The organism is Saccharopolyspora sp. 6V (assembly GCF_020176785.1).
Classification (GTDB): Bacteria; Actinomycetota; Actinomycetes; order Mycobacteriales; family Pseudonocardiaceae; genus Saccharopolyspora_C; species Saccharopolyspora_C gregorii.
This window is the reverse complement of the sequence record NZ_JAIUKB010000022.1, coordinates 1-16,892: the sequence shown is the minus strand read 5'-3', so window position 1 is coordinate 16,892 and position 16,892 is coordinate 1. Positions and strand designations below refer to the sequence as shown.

At 71.1% G+C, this 16,892-nt stretch carries 12 protein-coding genes and 3 pseudogenes; 4 read left to right on the top strand and 11 right to left on the bottom strand.

Features of this window, described 5'->3' with window-relative positions:
- The first annotated feature begins 3 nt into the window (after positions 1-3).
- Entirely contained in the window at positions 4-1,080 is a 1,077-nt protein-coding gene (locus tag LCD35_RS04810; protein WP_224958112.1) for a LysR family transcriptional regulator, read from the top strand.
- Positions 1,064-3,271 (top strand): thiamine pyrophosphate-dependent enzyme, encoded by a 2,208-nt coding sequence (locus LCD35_RS04805; RefSeq protein WP_224977904.1) that lies wholly within the window; start codon positions 1,064-1,066, stop codon positions 3,269-3,271. Before LCD35_RS04810 ends, LCD35_RS04805 begins: the two co-directional genes overlap by 17 nt.
- 72 nt (positions 3,272-3,343) lie before the next feature.
- Here LCD35_RS04805 and LCD35_RS04800 read toward each other — a convergent pair whose 3' ends face one another.
- From LCD35_RS04800 to LCD35_RS30670, 8 genes and pseudogenes are all read right to left on the bottom strand, one after another.
- Entirely contained in the window at positions 3,344-4,738 is a 1,395-nt protein-coding gene (locus LCD35_RS04800; RefSeq protein ID WP_224958116.1) for an FAD-binding oxidoreductase, read from the bottom strand.
- 255 nt (positions 4,739-4,993) lie between these two features.
- Positions 4,994-5,182 (bottom strand): DUF397 domain-containing protein, encoded by a 189-nt coding sequence (locus LCD35_RS04795; protein WP_224958118.1) that lies wholly within the window; start codon positions 5,180-5,182, stop codon positions 4,994-4,996.
- A gap of 582 nt (positions 5,183-5,764) precedes the next feature.
- Positions 5,765-6,361, bottom strand: a complete 597-nt coding sequence (locus tag LCD35_RS04790) for an MBL fold metallo-hydrolase (protein ID WP_224958120.1) — start codon at positions 6,359-6,361, stop codon at positions 5,765-5,767.
- A 327-nt stretch (positions 6,362-6,688) separates the two neighbouring features.
- A complete protein-coding gene (locus LCD35_RS04785) occupies positions 6,689-7,681 on the bottom strand; it encodes a phosphatidylinositol-specific phospholipase C (protein ID WP_224958122.1) in 993 nt (330 codons plus the stop codon).
- 63 nt (positions 7,682-7,744) lie between these two features.
- Positions 7,745-7,930, bottom strand: coding sequence for a DUF397 domain-containing protein (locus LCD35_RS04780; protein ID WP_224966182.1), 186 nt, complete (start codon positions 7,928-7,930; stop codon positions 7,745-7,747).
- Positions 7,931-8,012: 82 nt separating this feature from the next.
- A pseudogene (locus LCD35_RS30680) lies at positions 8,013-8,456 on the bottom strand (DUF5753 domain-containing protein); the annotation flags it as partial.
- Positions 8,377-8,586: pseudogene (locus LCD35_RS30675) on the bottom strand (hypothetical protein); the annotation flags it as partial. The pseudogenes LCD35_RS30680 and LCD35_RS30675, both read right to left, overlap by 80 nt.
- Positions 8,556-8,735, bottom strand: a pseudogene (locus LCD35_RS30670) (helix-turn-helix transcriptional regulator); the annotation flags it as partial. The pseudogenes LCD35_RS30675 and LCD35_RS30670, both read right to left, overlap by 31 nt.
- A gap of 179 nt (positions 8,736-8,914) precedes the next feature.
- Here LCD35_RS30670 and LCD35_RS04770 point away from each other — a divergent pair.
- Both LCD35_RS04770 and mmuM read left to right on the top strand, forming a co-directional pair.
- Positions 8,915-9,139: a hypothetical protein gene (locus tag LCD35_RS04770; RefSeq protein ID WP_224958125.1), complete on the top strand. Its 225-nt coding sequence runs from the start codon at positions 8,915-8,917 to the stop codon at positions 9,137-9,139.
- 54 nt (positions 9,140-9,193) lie between these two features.
- Positions 9,194-10,123, top strand: coding sequence for a homocysteine S-methyltransferase (mmuM, locus tag LCD35_RS04765; protein ID WP_224958127.1), 930 nt, complete (start codon positions 9,194-9,196; stop codon positions 10,121-10,123).
- Positions 10,124-10,437: 314 nt separating this feature from the next.
- Here mmuM and LCD35_RS04760 read toward each other — a convergent pair whose 3' ends face one another.
- From LCD35_RS04760 to metH, 3 genes are all read right to left on the bottom strand, one after another.
- Positions 10,438-11,331 carry a mycobacterial-type methylenetetrahydrofolate reductase gene (locus LCD35_RS04760; RefSeq protein WP_224958129.1) on the bottom strand — a complete coding sequence of 298 codons (894 nt, stop codon included), beginning with the start codon at positions 11,329-11,331 and terminating at the stop codon, positions 10,438-10,440.
- A 222-nt stretch (positions 11,332-11,553) separates the two neighbouring features.
- Positions 11,554-13,014, bottom strand: coding sequence for an adenosylhomocysteinase (ahcY, locus tag LCD35_RS04755; protein WP_224958132.1), 1,461 nt, complete (start codon positions 13,012-13,014; stop codon positions 11,554-11,556).
- A gap of 122 nt (positions 13,015-13,136) precedes the next feature.
- Positions 13,137-16,730, bottom strand: a complete 3,594-nt coding sequence (gene metH / locus LCD35_RS04750) for a methionine synthase (protein ID WP_224958134.1) — start codon at positions 16,728-16,730, stop codon at positions 13,137-13,139.
- Positions 16,731-16,892: the final 162 nt, after the last annotated feature.

Genomic DNA, 16,892 nt, shown 5'->3' with positions numbered 1-16,892 from the left:
AGCGTGCTCAACCCGATCCACCTGCGGACCCTGCAGGAATGCGTGCGCACCGGCTCCTTCGCGGAGGCGGGCCGGGCACTGGGCTACACCGCCTCGGCGGTGTCCCAGCAGATGGCGCTGCTCGAACGCGCCGTCGGGGCTCCGCTGTTCGAGCGCTCGGCGCGCAGCGCCCGCTGCACCGCGCTCGCCGTCCGGCTCACCGAACGCAGCCGGGACGCGCTGGGGGCGCTGGAATCCCTCGAACGCGAGGTGCGCGCGATGGTCAGCGGCGAGGAGGGCAGCCTGCGGCTGGCCGGTTTCGCCACCGCCAACGCCCGCATCCTGCCCGGCGTGCTCGCCTCGGTGCTCGAACGGCGCCCGCACGCGGAACTGCAGCTGGACGAAGGCGAACCGGACGAGGTGGTGGACAGCGTGCTCGACGGCGTGCTCGACGCCGCGGTGGTGTTCGAGTACGACCTGGACCCGCGCCAGTGGCCCGCGGAGCTGCGGGTGGACGAAGTGGTCTCCGAACCGATGCGGCTGGTGCTGCCCGCCGGGCACCGGCTGACCGGCGCGGCGGAGATTCCGCTGCACGAACTGGCCGACGAACCGTGGATCTGCACCCGCCGGGACACTTCGGGGGCGCGATCCCTGGTGCGGCTGGCCGCCGCGAGCGGGTTCGTCCCGCGGATCACCTTCCGCAGCAACGACTACTCGGTGATCCGGGACCTGGTGGCCCGCGGCATGGGCGTCGCGCTGCTGCCCGGACTCGCGCTCGGCGCCGGGTCGGTGCGGATCATCCGGCTCGCGGGCCGGCAACCGCAGCGCCGGGTGCGCGCGCTGTACCGCAAGGAGAACACCAACCCGCTGCTGCCGATCGCGCTGGACTGCCTGCACCGAGCGGGCGCGGACCTCGCCGAGCGCTGGGCGGGCGAGGGCGAGTTCCCCGTGTGGCCCGACGGCGCCGAACCCGGCCGAGAACCCGCCGCCCCGCCGGAAGGACCGGTCGACCTGCGGTGGCACGACACCGAACCGGAAGCGGGCGCGGGTCCCGTGGTCGGTGCCCGAGCGGAACGGAGTGATCATGAACCACGTCGGTGAGCAGGTCGAGCAGATCGACGAGCACTTCCGCACCGCGGTGGCGGAACTCGCGCCGGGCGACGAGCCCGGCCCCGCCGACGGTCCCGTCTCTGATACCGCACTGCTGGACCTGTTCGACGCGCAGGCCGGGAGCAGGCACCTGGACTTCGCCGCGCGGTCGCTGGGCCGCCGCAAGCTCGGCTTCTACAGCATCGGTTCCAGCGGGCACGAGTCGAACGCCGCGGTCGCGGCCGCGCTGCGGCCCACCGATCCGGCGCTGCTGCACTACCGCTCCGGGGCGTTCTACCTGCGTCGGGCCGCACAGGTTCCGGGGCACGACGCGCTGCGGGACGTGCTGCTCGGCGTCGTCGCTTCCGCGGAGGAACCGATCTCGGCGGGCAGGCACAAGGTCTTCGGGCACGGCGAGCTCGGCATCGTCCCGCAGACCTCCACCATCGCCTCGCACCTGCCGCGGGCCACCGGGCTGGCGTTCGCGCTGGGCCGCGCCGAGCGGCTCGGGCTGCGCTGCGAGTGGCCGCCGGACTCGGTGGTGGTGACCAGCTTCGGCGACGCCTCCGCGAACCACTCCACCGCGCTCGGCGCGATCAACGCCGCGGCGCACACCGCGCACCAAGGTCTGCCGGTGCCGCTGCTGCTGGTGTGCGAGGACAACGGGATCGGCATCAGCGTGCGCACCCCACCGGACTGGATCGCCGCGGCGCGGCACCCGGCGCTGCGCTATTCCACTTCGGACGGTGCCGATCCGGTCCGCTGCCTGGAGATCGCGGCCGAGCTGGCGGACTGGGTGCGGGTGCACCGGCGGCCCGCGCTGCTGCACCTGCGCACGGTCCGGCTGATGGGGCACGCCGGTTCCGACGTCGAATCGGGCTACCGCACGAGGTCCGAGATCCTCGCCGACCACGCGCGAGACCCGCTGCTGGCCACCGCGACCGCGCTGGTGCGCCGCGGCGTCCGCTCCCCCGGCGCGGTGCTGGAGCGCTACGAGGCCGCGCGCGCCGCGGTCGCCCGCACCGCAGAGCAAGTGCTGTCCCGGCCGAAGCTCGCCGACCGCGCCGAGGTGATGGCCGCGATCGCCCCGGCGCATCCCGCGGCGGTGCGCGACCGGGCGACCCGCGTCGAACCGGGGCGCGCGGCGCACTTCGGCACCGCGCCACCGGAATCGGAAGGCCCGCTCACCCTCGCCGAGTCGATCAACCGCGGGTTGGCGGACGCGTTGGCCACCGATCCCGGGGTGCTCGTGTTCGGCGAGGACGTGGGGACCAAGGGCGGGGTGTACGGGGTGACGCGCGGCCTGCGCCGGAGCTACGGCGGGCTACGCGTGTTCGACACCCTGCTCGACGAGCAGAGCATCCTCGGCACCGCCCTCGGCAGCGGGCTGGCCGGGATGCTGCCGATCCCGGAGATCCAGTACCTCGCCTACCTGCACAACGCGGCGGACCAGCTGCGCGGCGAGGCGGCGACGCTGGGGTTCTTCTCCGACGGACGGTTCCGCAACCCGATGGTGGTGCGGATCGCGGGCTACGGCTACCAGAAGGGGTTCGGCGGGCACTTCCACAACGACAACTCGGTGGCGGCGCTGCGGGACATCCCCGGCCTGGTGGTGGCCTCCCCGTCCCGGCCGGAGGACGCCGCGGCGATGCTGCGCACCTGCGTGGCCGCGGCGCGCGAGGACGGGCGCGTATGCGTGTTCCTCGAACCGATCGCGCTCTACCACGAGCGGGACCTGCACGAGCCGGGCGACGACGGCTGGCGCGCCCGGTACCCGGCGCCGAGCGAGGAGCACGTGCCGATCGGCCGGGCCCGCACCCACGGCGACGGCGGCGAGCTGACCCTGGTGACCTTCGGCAACGGCCTGCCCAGGTGTCTGCGGGTGGCGCGGCGCCTGCGCCGCGAGGGCGCGGGTGTCCGGGTGCTGGACCTGCGCTGGCTGAGCCCGCTGCCCGCCGCCGACCTGCTCGCCGCGGCCCGGGCGACCGGCCGGGTGCTGGTGGTCGACGAGACCCGCCGCAGCGGCGGCGTCTCCGAACCGGTGGTGACGGCGCTGGTCGACGGCGGTTTCACCGGACCGATCGCCCGCGTGACCAGCGCGGACAGCTTCATCCCGCTCGGCGCCGCCGCAGGGCACGTGCTGCTGGACGAGCAGACCGTGGAGGACGCCGCCCGAGACCTCCTCCGCGGGCGACCGAGATGAGCTACCGCGCCCGAGCCCCAGCAGAGCCGAGCGCGGCCCGATCGATCGACCGAGGCTGAGCGAACGAGGAGATCACCCCTCCGGCGTGCCGAAGACCTTGCCGGGGTTGAAGATCCCCGCCGGGTCGAGGCCGTTCTTCACCGCGTGGTGCATGCCGACCACGGTGGGCCCGAGCTCGTCGTGCAGGCCCGCCCGCTTGAGCAGGCCGATGCCGTGCTCGCCGCTGACGGTGCCGCCGAGGGCGATGGCGTCGGCGACGATGTCGTCGAACGCGCGTTGCGCCCGCGTCCGCGCCGCCTCGTCCCCGGCCGGGGTGATGATCAGCGGGTGCAGGTTGCCGTCCCCGGCGTGCGCGATGTTCGCGATGAGGGTGTCGTGCCGCTGCGCGGCCGCCTCGACCTTCGCGAGCATGTCCGGCACCAGGGCTCGCGGCACGCACACGTCCTCGGTGAGCAGCGGGCCGAGCCGTTCCAGCGCCGGGTACGCCAACCTGCGCGCGGCGAACAGGGCGTCGGCTTCGTGCTGGTCGGTGGAGGCGGCGCTGAAGGTGGCGCCGCCCTTCTCGAAGCACTCGACGAGCGTGGCGACCTCCTGCTCACCCGCCTCGCCCGGAGTGTCGGAGCGGCCGAGCAGCAGCACTTCGGCTTCGTCGCTGAGACCCATGTTCTTCCACTCGTCCACGGCGCGCAGGCAGTGCCGGTCGAGCAGTTCCAGCGCGGAGGGCACCACGCCCGAGGCCGCGACGGCGGCGACGGCTTCCCCGGCGGCGACGAGCGAGTCGAAGTAGCCGACGACGGTGCGTTCCGGGGCGCGCACGCCCGGCAGCAGCTTGACGGTGATCTCGGTGATGATGCCGAGGGTCCCTTCGGAGCCGACGAACAGCCCGCACAGGTCGTAGCCGGTGACGCCCTTCGCGGTGCGCCGTCCGAGGCGCACGACCTCGCCGCTGCCGACGACGGCTTCGAGCCCGAGCACGTAGTCCCGGGTGACGCCGTACTTCACGCAGCACACCCCACCGGCGTTGGTGGCGACGTTGCCGCCGATCGTCGACCAGGGCGAGCTGGCCGGGTCCGGCGGGTACCAGGCGCCGTGTTCCCGGCAGGCGGCCCGGAAGTCGTCGTTGACCACGCCGGGCTGGGTGACGGCGAGCTGCTCCCGCGGGTTGATCTCGAGGATCCGGTTCATCCGCTCGAAGGAGATCAGCACGCAGCCGTCGAGGGCGTTGGCACCGCCGGAGAGGCCGGTACCGGCGCCGCGCGGCACCACGGGCACGCCGAGTTCGTGGCAGACCTGCACGACCGCCACCACGTCGTCGGTGCTCTCCGGGCGCACGACGGCGGCGGGGGTGCCGTGCGGGGCCCACTCGGCTTCGTCGTGGGCGTACCGGCCGACGGAGTCCGGGTCGGTCACCAACCGCTGTTCCGGTACCCGTGCCCGCAGCGCCGCGAGCGTGCTCTCCGTGTCCATCACGCCTCCGTTCCCACCTGACTTCCCCCCCACGTTAACCCGGTGCGGTGACACCACCCAGCACCGTTCCGGAAAACGCGATCATGGTCTCCCGCGCGGACGCCCCCGGCCCCGCCGCAGGTGAACGGCGCACCGTCCGCTCTCGGCGAGTCCTACGAGCCCGGTTCCGGCACGACGGCGACAGGTGCGTTCGCCCATCGCCGTCGGACGAACGGGGTGCTCACCTGAGGCCGCGCAGCGGCCGCGACGGACGGGTCAGGGGTGGTGCCAGTGGTCGGAGCCGACGAGGTCCAGGAAGCCCCGCCAGCGTTCCGGGGAGACGCGCAGCCGCGCGCCGTGCGGTTGCTTGGAGTCGCGGATGAGGGTGACATCGGCGCAGCGGGCGACCTCGACGCAGTTGCCGACCGAGCCGCTGCGGCTGCTGCGGAGCCATTTCTCGGACATGCCGGCCCTCTCTGCTGGAGACGGGTGACAGGTCCATCTTCGTTGCTGCCGCGGCGTGTTCCAGTGGGCACCTGCAGTAACACCGTGCGCCGAGCGAAGACGGGCGCTGCACCGTTCGCCCGGCCCGGCGGCGCTGTCCGGTTCGGCCGGGCGAACCGACCGGCGGCCCCCAGCACCTGGCGGCACGAACCGGCGACCGCGCGACGCTCGACCGGACGACCCGGCGACCGCACGAACGCCTCGGCGATGCGCACCACCTGGCCGCAGCGGTCGGGCCGGTCTTACCGGGTGGGGCTGCGGCGGCGGGCTGCGGCGTACGCGCGAGGTTCGCCGGCGCTACTGGCTGGCAAGAACGGGTGGACGCTGCCGGAGGTGACCGGCGATGCCGGCCCGGATGGGACGCAGCGGCTGCCGAATGTCGCGACCTCGGATGCCGACGGGTCCGCGATGACCTACGCGCGCACTCCGCATCCTCGGGTACGCCTGCCTCGCGACACCGGGCCGGGTTCGACGATCCACGACTTCGGCACTACCGGCGAAGACACGAACCAGATCACCGAACCCGGCTGGAGCACCAACGGTTCACAGGGACTCGCCGGGCGCCGGATAGCGGTAGTCGCTGTCGGTGGCTTGCGCGAGCCAGTTGTTGATGCTCCGCAGGCCGCGCTCGTTGAGCATGGCATCGTGGATCGCGAACGCGCGTCGCGGGTGCACAGCGTTGACGAACTCGACGGCTTCCGCGAGTTTCAGCCAGGACGCGTGGGCCGGAACGAGCAGCGTCTCCACCGGCTGCCCGGGCACGTGCAGCGAATCGCCGGGGTGGTAGAGCGAACCGTCGACCAGATAGCCCAGGTTCGCGCAGCCGGGCTGTCCGTTGTGGACGGCTGCGTGCGGGCTGCCGAACGCGAGCACCGGGAAACCCGCTGCGGTGAACGCTTCGCCGGAAGAGACGCCGACGAAGTCCACACCGGTGATGGCGGCGCCGGCCGGCGCGTAGACCGGAACGCGGAGCCCCGCCAAGCGGAGGACGTCGATGTGGTCCGCGTGCTCATGGGTCACGAGCACGGCGTCCGCGCCGATGAGCGCCCCCGGCTCACTCCAGGTCCCCGGATCGATGACCAGGACCCTGCCCTCGTGTTCCAGCCGTACGCAGGCATGGGTGAACTTGGTGATCCGCACGGCCGCAGTGCCGCATTCCTCGGTTACCGGTCGCGGCGGTTCTCCTCGCCCGAGACTGCGCGGAAATCCGGCGAGCAGGACCGTTCGGTCAGCCCCGTGCACTGGACCGGTTCGAGTCCGCTGCCCCGCTCCCGGACCAACGGCACGATCGAACGCTTCGCCCACACCCCGACCGCGGCAGCCGGGCCACGTCCGGCACCACCCCAGGCCGCTACCAGCAGCAATCCGATCACGAAAGGTGAAGATCACGAACTGCTGCTGGAGCATCGGCCGCTCGAACCACCGGACCGACGACCCGACCGGCAGCGCGAACGGTGCCGCCGCGGGTCAGGAGTTGCGCGCGATGATCTGGTCGATGAGCTCCCCGCCGGGGAAGTCCATCAGCACGACCCCGGTGCGCGGCACGTCGTTGCCCGCGAGGTGTTCGAGCGCGTGGTCGTTGACGCCGCGGATGCCGCCGGTGCCGCAGGCCACGGTCTTCGGGTCGGCGCCGAGGCTGGATCCGCTGCTGAAGTTCCAGAACATCTCGCCGGAGTCGGCGCCGTTCGTCTTGTCCCAGTGGTCGCGGACGTGGTTCCACTTGGTCTCGATGTCGCCGATGGTCGGCACCTGGTACTCGTCCTGCACGTACTCGCCCCAGTTGTCGTTGGTGAACTGGGACAGCCCGTACCCGTCGACGAGCCCGCCCTGCGCTTCCTGCAGCGAGCCGAGGACGATCTTCCCGCGCACCGAGCCGAGGTCCGGCATCCCGTCGTCGGCGGGATTGAGCAGCCGCCCGCCGTTCGGGTCGTTGTCCCGGTACCAGTCGAGGATCTCGGCGGTGTCCTTGGAGCTGTTCTCGTCGGTGCAGGACCCGATGTCGCCGGTGCACTCGGCCTTGAGCCGCAGCACGATCGCCTCGCCGGGGTGCGCGGCGAGGAAGCCGTCGGCCTTGGCGAGCACGTCGGCGAAGTTGGCGTTCTGGTAGAAGGTGCCGTGGTGGATGGTGAACAGGTCGTCCACCTTCCGCACCCGGATGTCGATGGCGCGGACCCCGGCGTCGAGCTGCGCGGTGAGCGTTTCCGCGCTGTCGCCGTGGTCCTCCTGGGTCTGAGTGATGTCGCCGCCGTGCAGCGAGAGCGTGTCGTGGGTGCCGGGGATGGACAGCGCGGCGAGGCTGGTGTCGTCGGGCAGCCCGCCCATCCAGTCGGGGTGCGAGGCGTCGGTGAGGGTTTCGCAGTAGGCCGTGGCGGCCTGCGCGGTCCCGGCGGGCACGAGGGTCACGGCGAGCGCCGCCGCGAACGTGACGGCGATGCGGGCGGTGGTCGAGGCGGTGGTCATGCGGCGATGATCGCGCCACCACCGCCGCTCCCGGGCCCTCCTGGCGACATCCCGCCAGGCCGTTCACCCGCCGAAGCGCCCGCGCACCACCGAGTTCAGGAATCCGCGCCACCGCGCAGCCGGAATCCGCAGCCACGCGCCGTCGGGTTCCTTGGAGTCCCGCACCCGGGTCTCGGCGGGGGCGATGGCCACTTCGACGCAGTTGCCGTTGGAGCCGCTACGGGTGCTCTTGCGCCACACCTCAGCCATCAGACTTCGCCCAGTTCCTCGCAGATCCGCCGGATGAGCTTCGCAGAGCCTCTGCTCGCACAGCGCTTTCGAATCGATATCTTCACTCCGCTGATGAAGGGTTCAACGTCCTGGGGCGAGTCAGGAAGAGCCCGACTCGACGCGATTCGACGTACACGTGGGGTTCGCGCGCCGGGAACTCGAGCACGACGAAAGCACCGTCCAACCCGGCGTGGACCCCTGCATCGCGCGGCACGACCTGAATTCGGACTCGCGGGTTCTCCTGCACCCGGTTCAGGTGCTCGAGCTGGTGGCGGGTGGCCGTGTTCCCGCCGATCACTCGGCGCAGCGCGAACTCGTCGACGAGGAAGCGCACCGACGGGCCGTCCGGCCGGGTCAACAACGCCTGCCGAGCCAGCCTCGTCGATAGCAGCCATTCGGCATCGTTCCCGGGTTCCGATGACGGCGCGGGCGTACTCAGGTGTCTGCAGCAGTCCCGGCACCAGGTGAGGGAGACATCGGTGATCTCCGAAGCCCGCGTCTCCAACGCCACCAGGCTGGTGATCTGCTGCGCGGTGGCGGGTCCGGTCGCCAACCAGGCGGAGCTGAAGTCGGTGCCGTCCACCTGCTCGATCAGCTGGTCGCGGCGCCTTCCGGTGATGCCGTACACGGCGCACAGGGCGATGACCTCTTCCGGTTCCGGTGTCCGCGTCCCGAGTTCGGTGCGGGCGATGGAGGTGTGCGAGACACCGATCCGTTCGGCCACCGATCGGGTGGACATCCGGCATTCCTCGCGGGCCTTGCGCAGACCCGCGCCCAGCCCCACCTGACGCACCTTGCTCCCCGCCGCACCGGCCTACCTCCGCTTCCGCGCGTTCCGTAGGCACACTTCGTGAAACAGCTGATACACCAGCGATTCTCACCCCGATTTGCAACCGGCTGCCGTGCCGGCCGGAAGGCTTCTAGCGTGCGCTTCACGCAATCGGTTGATCATGAGGAGCGAGCGTGGCGAACGAGGGATGGCGCATTCCGGCAGAGATGGATCCGGCGAGCGCGGAGGTGGTGCTGAGCGTCGCGACACCGCGTTCGGTGGCGCTGCGGCAGGGAGAGGCGGCGATCGAGCTGACCACCGCGCAGCTCGGTGAGCTGGCCGACCGGGCGTTCTACCTGCACGAGCTGATGCGTGCCGAGCAGTCCGACGTGGCGGAGGGGTGGCAGCCCACCTGGTGAGAGCCGCGACGTGGGCGGCGGGAGCACGCGCGCCGGAAGGATTACCTTGCCCGTATGGGTGTCGGGGTGGACGAGCTGGTCGCGGGCGGTCCGCGGATCTTGGACGGCGGGCTGGCGACGGCGCTGGAGGCGCGGGGCGCGGACCTGTCCGGCGGGTTGTGGTCGGCGCGCTACCTGGTGGACGCGCCGGACGACGTCGTGGCGACGCACGAGGACTTCTTCGCCGCGGGCGCGGAGGTCGCGAAGTCCGCCGGGTACCAGGCGAGCTTCGAGGGGTTCGCGGCGCACGGCATCGGCCGCGAGCAGGCGGCGGAGCTGATGCGGCGCAGCGTGGAGCTCGCGCAGGAGGCCGCGCACCTGGCGCCGGTGCCGCACCGGGTGGGCAAGACCGCGGCGCACCGCACCGGCCGGTTCGTGGCCGCCTCGGTGGGCCCGTACGGGGCGGTGCTCGCGGACGGCTCCGAGTACCGCGGCCGCTACGGGTTGGGGCACCGCGAGCTGGTGGCGTTCCACCGCGCGCGGATGGAGGTCTTCGCCGAGGCCGCGCCGGACCTGTTCGCGCTGGAGACGGTGCCGGACGTCGACGAGGCGGCCGCGCTGCTGGACGCGTTGAGCGGGCTCGGCGTCCCGGCCTGGCTGTCGTACACGATCTCCGGGGAGCGCACCCGCGCCGGCCAGCCCTTGGACGAGGCGTTCGCGCTCGTGGCCGGGCGGGACGACGTGCTCGCGGTCGGGGTGAACTGCTGCTCCCCCGCGGACGCGACCCGCGCGGTGCCGGTGGCGCGGGCGGTCACCGGCAAACCCGTGGTGGTGTACCCGAACAGCGGCGAGGGCTGGGACGCGGTGCACCAGCGGTGGACCGGCACCTCGCGGTTCGACCCGGCGCTGGTGGACCGGTGGGTCGCCGACGGTGCCGCACTCGTCGGCGGCTGCTGCCGGGTGTCCCCCGCCGACATCGCCGCGATCGCCGAACGCCTGCGCTGACGAGAACGGACCGCTCGGCCCAAGGGAGTGGCCGAGCGGTCCGTTCGATGCGCGGCGCCGAACGCCGGTCCCAGAGTGGCGCACGACCAGGCATCAAGCCCGCGCCACCGTTCTCATCTGCTTCCCGTCAGCGGCGGAGCCGCTGAGCCGCCGACGACGTATGCAGCCGACCCACCCGCGGGTTCTCAGCGGTTCTCTCGCGAGGACAGCGTTTCCCTCGTGGCGGAGCCACTCGGGAAAAAGATCCCGCAGCAAGGGGGCCGCTGAGGTTCCGCCACCCGCCCACTACGGAGGAAGACCCGAGCAAAGGCCCCTCAGGCCGCCCGCTGGGCCGGCGCCCAGTAGTCGATCATCTCGGCGAACACCTCGAACGCGGGCTTCGAGTACCCGTACGGGGCTTCCAGGTGCAGGCTCAGCGGGAACCCGAGCCCCGCCACGCCATCGATGACGCTCTTGTACAGGTCGAGCAGCTTGCGCTTGCGCTCCTCGAAGCTCAACCCGGTGATGGAGGCGACGAACCGCTGCTCGGCTTCGACCGCCGGGTTGCCCGGGTCCTGGATGAGCCAGTCGATGAGGCCGCGCTTGGCCTCCACGCCCGGTACGAAGCCGAACGACAGCAGGATCTCCGGCCGGTGCGGTGTCTTCGCGGCGAACTCCCGCAGGAATCCGACGATGGCGTCCGAGTACAGCAGCTGCGTCATGCCGTAGTTGGCGCCGCGTTCGCACTTGAAGTTGAACCGGCCGTGCTCGCCCTCGCGGGTCGGGATGAGGATGGAACCGCGGTTCGGCACCACGTCCTGGAACTTGGCGAGCGCGTCGGTGGGCGGCACCCCGCCGCCTTCGCCGTCGGACATGGTGCGGGGCACGCCGACGAACGCGATGCCCTCCATGCCCGCCTTGCGCAGGTCCACCAGCCGGTCGCCGAGCTGCTGCTCGTCGAGGAAGGCGGTGACCTGGGTGCACAGCCCCTTCACGTCGCCGATCTCCGGGCGCACCGCGTTCCAGAAGTCGATGACGTCCATCTTCGGCTTCATCTCGATCGGGCGGTCGTCGTCCTCGGCGATGATGCCCGGGATCATCAGGTGGCCGATGCGGTCGGCGAGCCCGGCAGCGCGGCTGTTCTCGGCCACCTTGCGGCCTTCCGCCACGGCCTTCTCGTGTCCACCGTCGAGGTCGGGCGGTGCCAGTTCGAGTGCGATCGTGTCCATGTCGGCCTCAGGCCTTCCTTCCTCGCGGGTCCTCGCGAACCCGCCCGGCCGCGCGCGTGGGGGCCGGGCGCGTGCGGACCGCGACCGGAAATCGGGTTCGAGGGACGGGAGCGGGAGGGCGCCGACCCCTCGACGGGTCTTGTCGTGGCAGGCGGGGGCCGCCACCGCCCGGGACGAGGTCCGGGCGGTGGCGCCCACGCGGGGCTGGTCCGCGGTGGCGGATCAGTACCGGTAGTGCTCCGGCTTGTACGGGCCGTCCACGTCGACGCCGATGTACTCGGCCTGCGCCTTGGTCAGCTTGGTGAGCTTGACGCCGAGTGCGTCCAGGTGCAGGCGGGCGACCTTCTCGTCCAGGTGCTTGGGCAGCACGAAGACGTCCTTGCCGTACTCGCCGGGCTTCGTCCACAGCTCGATCTGCGCCAGGGTCTGGTTGGTGAACGAGTTGGACATGACGAAGCTCGGGTGCCCGGTGGCGTTGCCCAGGTTCAGCAGCCGGCCCTCGGACAGCACCAGGATGGAGTGGCCGTCGGTGAAGGTGAACTCGTGCACCTGCGGCTTGATCTCGACCTTCTTGATGCCCGGGGTCTTCTCCAGACCGGCCATGTCGATCTCGTTGTCGAAGTGGCCGATGTTGCCCACGATGGCCTGGTGCTTCATCTTCGCCATGTGGTCGGCGGTGATGATGTTGAAGTTGCCGGTCGTGGTGATGAAGATGTCGGCGAACTCGACGACCTCGTCGAGGGTCTTGACCTCGTAGCCCTCCATCGCTGCCTGCAGCGCGCAGATCGGGTCGATCTCGGTGACGATCACGCGAGCGCCCTGGCCGCGCAGCGACTCGGCGGAGCCCTTGCCGACGTCGCCGAAGCCGGCGATCACGGCGACCTTGCCGCCGATCAGGGTGTCGGTGGCGCGGTTGATGCCGTCGACGAGCGAGTGGCGGCAGCCGTACTTGTTGTCGAACTTCGACTTGGTGACCGAGTCGTTGACGTTGATCGCCGGGAACAGCAGCTCACCGGTCTTCACCAGCTCGTAGAGCTTGTGCACGCCGGTGGTGGTCTCCTCGGTGACGCCCTTGATCTCGGCGGCGAGCTTGGTGAAGCGGTCCTTGCTCTTCGCCAGGCTGTTGCGCAGCGTCTCCAGGACGACCTTGAACTCGTCCGGGTCGTCGTCGGTGGCCTGCGGGACCGCACCGGCGGCCTCGAACTCGACGCCCTTGTGCACGAGCAGGGTGGCGTCGCCGCCGTCGTCGAGGATCATGTTGGCGACCTTGCCGTCGCCGAACTCCCACAGCTGGTCGGTGCACCACCAGTAGTCGGCGAGGGTCTCGCCCTTCCAGGCGAAGACCGGGACGCCGGCGGGCTTGTCCGGGGTGCCGTTCTTGCCGACGACGACCGCCGCGGCGGCCTCGTCCTGGGTGGAGAAGATGTTGCAGGACACCCAGCGCACCTCGGCGCCGAGCTCGACCAGGGTCTCGATGAGCACCGCGGTCTGCACCGTCATGTGCAGCGAACCCGCGATCCGCGCGCCCTTGAGCGGCTTGGAGTCCGCGTACTCCCGGCGAGTAGCCATCAGACCGGGCATCTCGTGCTCGGCCAGCCGGATCTGGTGCCTGCCGGCCTCGGCCAGGCTCAGGTCGGCGACGGCGAACTCGATGCCGTTGGCCTTCTGCAGCTTCGCGCTCATGATTTCCTTTCTAGAGTTCCCTGCTCGGGTTTCATCCCTGTCAGGGCGCTTTCCCTGCTCGGGTTTTCCGCGGCACGCGCGCGGACCGCCGGTGATCGGCCCTGCGGTCCGCCCCCGCGGCCTCATGTGTTGAAGTACTTCGCCTCGGGGTGGTGGGCGATGATCGCGTCGGTGGACTGCTCCGGGTGCAGCTGGTACTCCTCGGACAGCTCCACGCCGATGCGTTCGCTCTCCAGCAGTTCGACGATCTTCGCCCGGTCCTCGATCTCGGGGCAGGCGCCGTAGCCGAACGAGTAGCGAGCGCCGCGGTAACCGAGCTTGAAGAACTCGGTCACATCCGACGGGTCCTCTTCGGACACCGCGCGGCCGCTGGACCACAGCAGTTCCCGCCGGACCCGGCGGTGCCAGTACTCGGCGAGCGCCTCGGTCAGCTGCACGCCCATCCCGTGGATCTCCAGGTAGTCCCGGTAGGAGTTCTTCGCGAACAGCTCGTTGGCGTAGTCGGCGATGGGCTGGCCCATCGTGACCAGCTGCATCGGCAGCACGTCGACCTGCCCGGTCTCCAGCGCCTTCTCCCTGGTGCGGAAGAAGTCGGCGAGGCTGAGCCTGCGGTCGCGCTGCTGGCGCGGGAACGTGAACCGGGTGCGTTCGGGAGCGTCCGGCTCCTCCTTGTCCAGCACGATCACCGAGTTCCCCTCGGTGACGACCGGGAAGTACCCGTAGACGACCGCGGCGTGCTGCAGGATGCCCGCGGTGGCCAGCTCGTCCATCCAGTAGCGCAGCCGCGGCCTGCCCTCGGATTCGACGAGTTCCTCGTACGACGGCCCTTCGCCCTTGCGGGCGCCGCGCAGCCCCCACTGGCCGAAGAACGTGGCGCGCTCGTCGAGCAGCGCCAGGTAGTCGGCGGTGGGCACGCCCTTGACGACGCGCGATCCCCAGAACGGCGGGGTCGGCACCGGAGCGTCACCGTCCACATCGGACCGGACGGTGTCGTCGTAGAGGTCGGGCAGCGGGCCCTGCTCGGCCTTGCGCTTCTCGGCGATGCGCTTGGAGCGCTCGTGGCGCTCCTTGCGCTCGGCCTTCTTCGCCTCCTCGGCCTCGCTGATCTCCGGGGAGTCGCCGCGCTTGATGGCCATCAGCCGGTCCATCAGGTTGAGGCCCTCGAAGGCGTCCTTCGCGTAGCGGACATCGCCCTGGTAGACCTCGTCGAGGTCGTTCTCCACGAACGAGCGGGTCAGCGCCGCGCCGCCCAGCATCACCGGGTACTTCTCGGCGATGCCGCGCTCGTTCATCTCCTTCAGGTTGTCCTTCATGATCACAGTGGACTTCACCAGCAGGCCGGACATGCCGATCACGTCGACCTTGTTCTCGTCCGCCGCGTCCAGGATCGCGTTCACCGGCTGCTTGATGCCGATGTTGACCACGTCGTAGCCGTTGTTGGACACGATGATGTCGACGAGGTTCTTGCCGATGTCGTGCACGTCGCCCTTGACCGTGGCCAGCAGCAGCTTGCCCTTGCCGCCGGAGTCGTCCTTCTCCATGTGCGGTTCGAGGTAGGCCACCGCGGTCTTCATCGTCTCCGCGGACTGCAGCACGAACGGCAGCTGCATCTGCCCGGAGCCGAACAGGTCGCCGACGACCTTCATCCCCGCTAGCAGGTTCTCGTTGACGATCTGCAGCGGCGCCTTCTCCTGCATGGCGGCGTCGAGGTCCGCCTCCAGGCCATTGCGCTCGCCGTCGACGATGCGCTTCTCCAGCCGCTCGAACAGCGGCAGCTTCGCCAGCTCCTCCGCGCGGGAGGCGCCTGCCGAGGACGCGGTCTTGCCCTCGAACAGCTGCATCAGCTTCTGCAGCGGGTCGTAGTCCTCGGTGCGGCGGTCGTAGACCAGGTCCAGGGCGACCTGGCGCTGCTCCTCGTCGATCTTGCTCATCGGCAGGATCTTGGAGGCGTTCAGGATCGCCGAGTCCAGGCCGGCCTCGCGGCACTCGTTGAGGAACACCGAGTTCAGCACCTGCCGCGCGGCCGGGTTCAGGCCGAACGACACGTTGGACAGGCCCAGCGTGGTCTGCACCCGCGGGTGGCGGCGCTTGAGCTCCCGGATGGCCTCGATGGTCTCGATGCCGTCCCGGCGCACCTCCTCCTGACCGGTGGTGATCGGGAAGACCAGGCAGTCGATGATGATCGCCGACTCGTCCAGGCCCCAGGTGCCGGTGATCTCGGCGATGAGCCGCTCGGCGATCCGCAGCTTCCACTCGGCGGTGCGGGCCTGGCCCTCCTCGTCGATGCACAGCGCGACGACGGTGGCGCCGTGCTCGCGCACCATCGCCATCACCTTCTGGAACCGCGAGTCCGGCCCGTCGCCGTCCTCGTAGTTCACCGAGTTCACCGCGCAGCGCCCGCCGAGGTGCTCCAACCCCGCCTGGATCACGTCGGCCTCGGTGGAGTCCACCATGATCGGCAGCGTGGAGGCGGTCGCGAGCCTGCTGGCGAGCTCCCGCATGTCCTCGGCGCCGTCGCGGCCCACGTAGTCCACGCACAGGTCGAGCATGTGCGCGCCCTCGCGGGTCTGGGCCTTCGCGATCTCCACGCAGTCCTCGTAGCGGCCGTCGAGCATCGCTTCGCGGAACTTCTTGGAGCCGTTGGTGTTGGTGCGCTCGCCGACGTTGAGGATGCTGGCGTCCTGCTCGAACGGCACCGACTGGTACACCGAGGACACCGCGGGGATCACCTCGGGGGTGCGCGCCTGCGGGGCCAGTTCGGCGACGGCCTCGGAGACGGCGCGCACGTGCTCGCCGGTGGTGCCGCAGCAGCCGCCGACCAGCCGCGCGCCGAAGTCGGTGACGAAGCCGGCCAGCGCCGTCGCCAGCTCGTCGGGTTGCAGCGGGTACACCGCGCCGTTCGGGCCGAGCTCGGGCAGGCCCGCGTTCGGCATCACCGAGATCGGGATCTGCGCGTGCTGGGCCAGCACCCGCAGGTGCTCGCTCATCTCGGCGGGGCCGGTGGCGCAGTTCATGCCGATCAGGTCGATGCCCAGCGGCTCCAGCGCGGTGAGCGCGGCGCCGATCTCGGAGCCGACCAGCATGGTGCCGGTCTGCTCCACCGTCACCTGCGCGATGATCGGCAGCCAGCGGCCGGTCTGCTCCATCGCCCGCTTGGCGGCCACGATCGCCGCCTTGGTCTGCAGCAGGTCCTGGGAGGTCTCCACCAGGACCACGTCGATGCCGCCGTCGATCATGCCGAGCACGTTCTCGACGTACGCGTCGCGCAGGTCCGCGTACGGCGCGTGACCGAGGGTGGGCAGCTTGGTGCCCGGCCCCATCGAACCGAGCACGAAGCGCGGCTTGTCGGCCGTGGCGTACTCGTCGGCGGCCTCCCGGGCCAGCCGGGCGCCCTTCTCCGCGAGGTCGCGGATGCGCTCCGGGATGCCGTACTCGCCGAGGTTGGCGAGGTTCGTGCCGAACGTGTTCGACTCGATCGCGTCCGAACCGGCTTCCAAGAAGCTCCGGTACACCCCGGAGACCACGTCCGGCCGGGTCTCGTTCAGGATCTCGTTGCAGCCCTCGAGGTTCGCGAAGTCGTCCAACGACAGGTCGTAGGCCTGCAACGCGGTACCCATGCCGCCGTCCGCGACGAGCACGCGCTCCTGGAGCGCGGTCAAGAATCCGCTCGGGTCGCGCCCCGAGCCGTCGCCGCCGTTCGTGTTGACCCCATTCATCTCGCTGCCTCTTCCCACGCTACCTGCGCCACGCCCGAACCCAGTGTGCTCGCCGGGGGGGGGGCCGGGGGCCCCCCCCCCCCCCCCCCCCCCGGGGCGGCCCCCCGCCGAGGGACCCCCGACGCGGGGGCGGGGGGGGCCCGCGCCCCCCCCCCGCGCGCC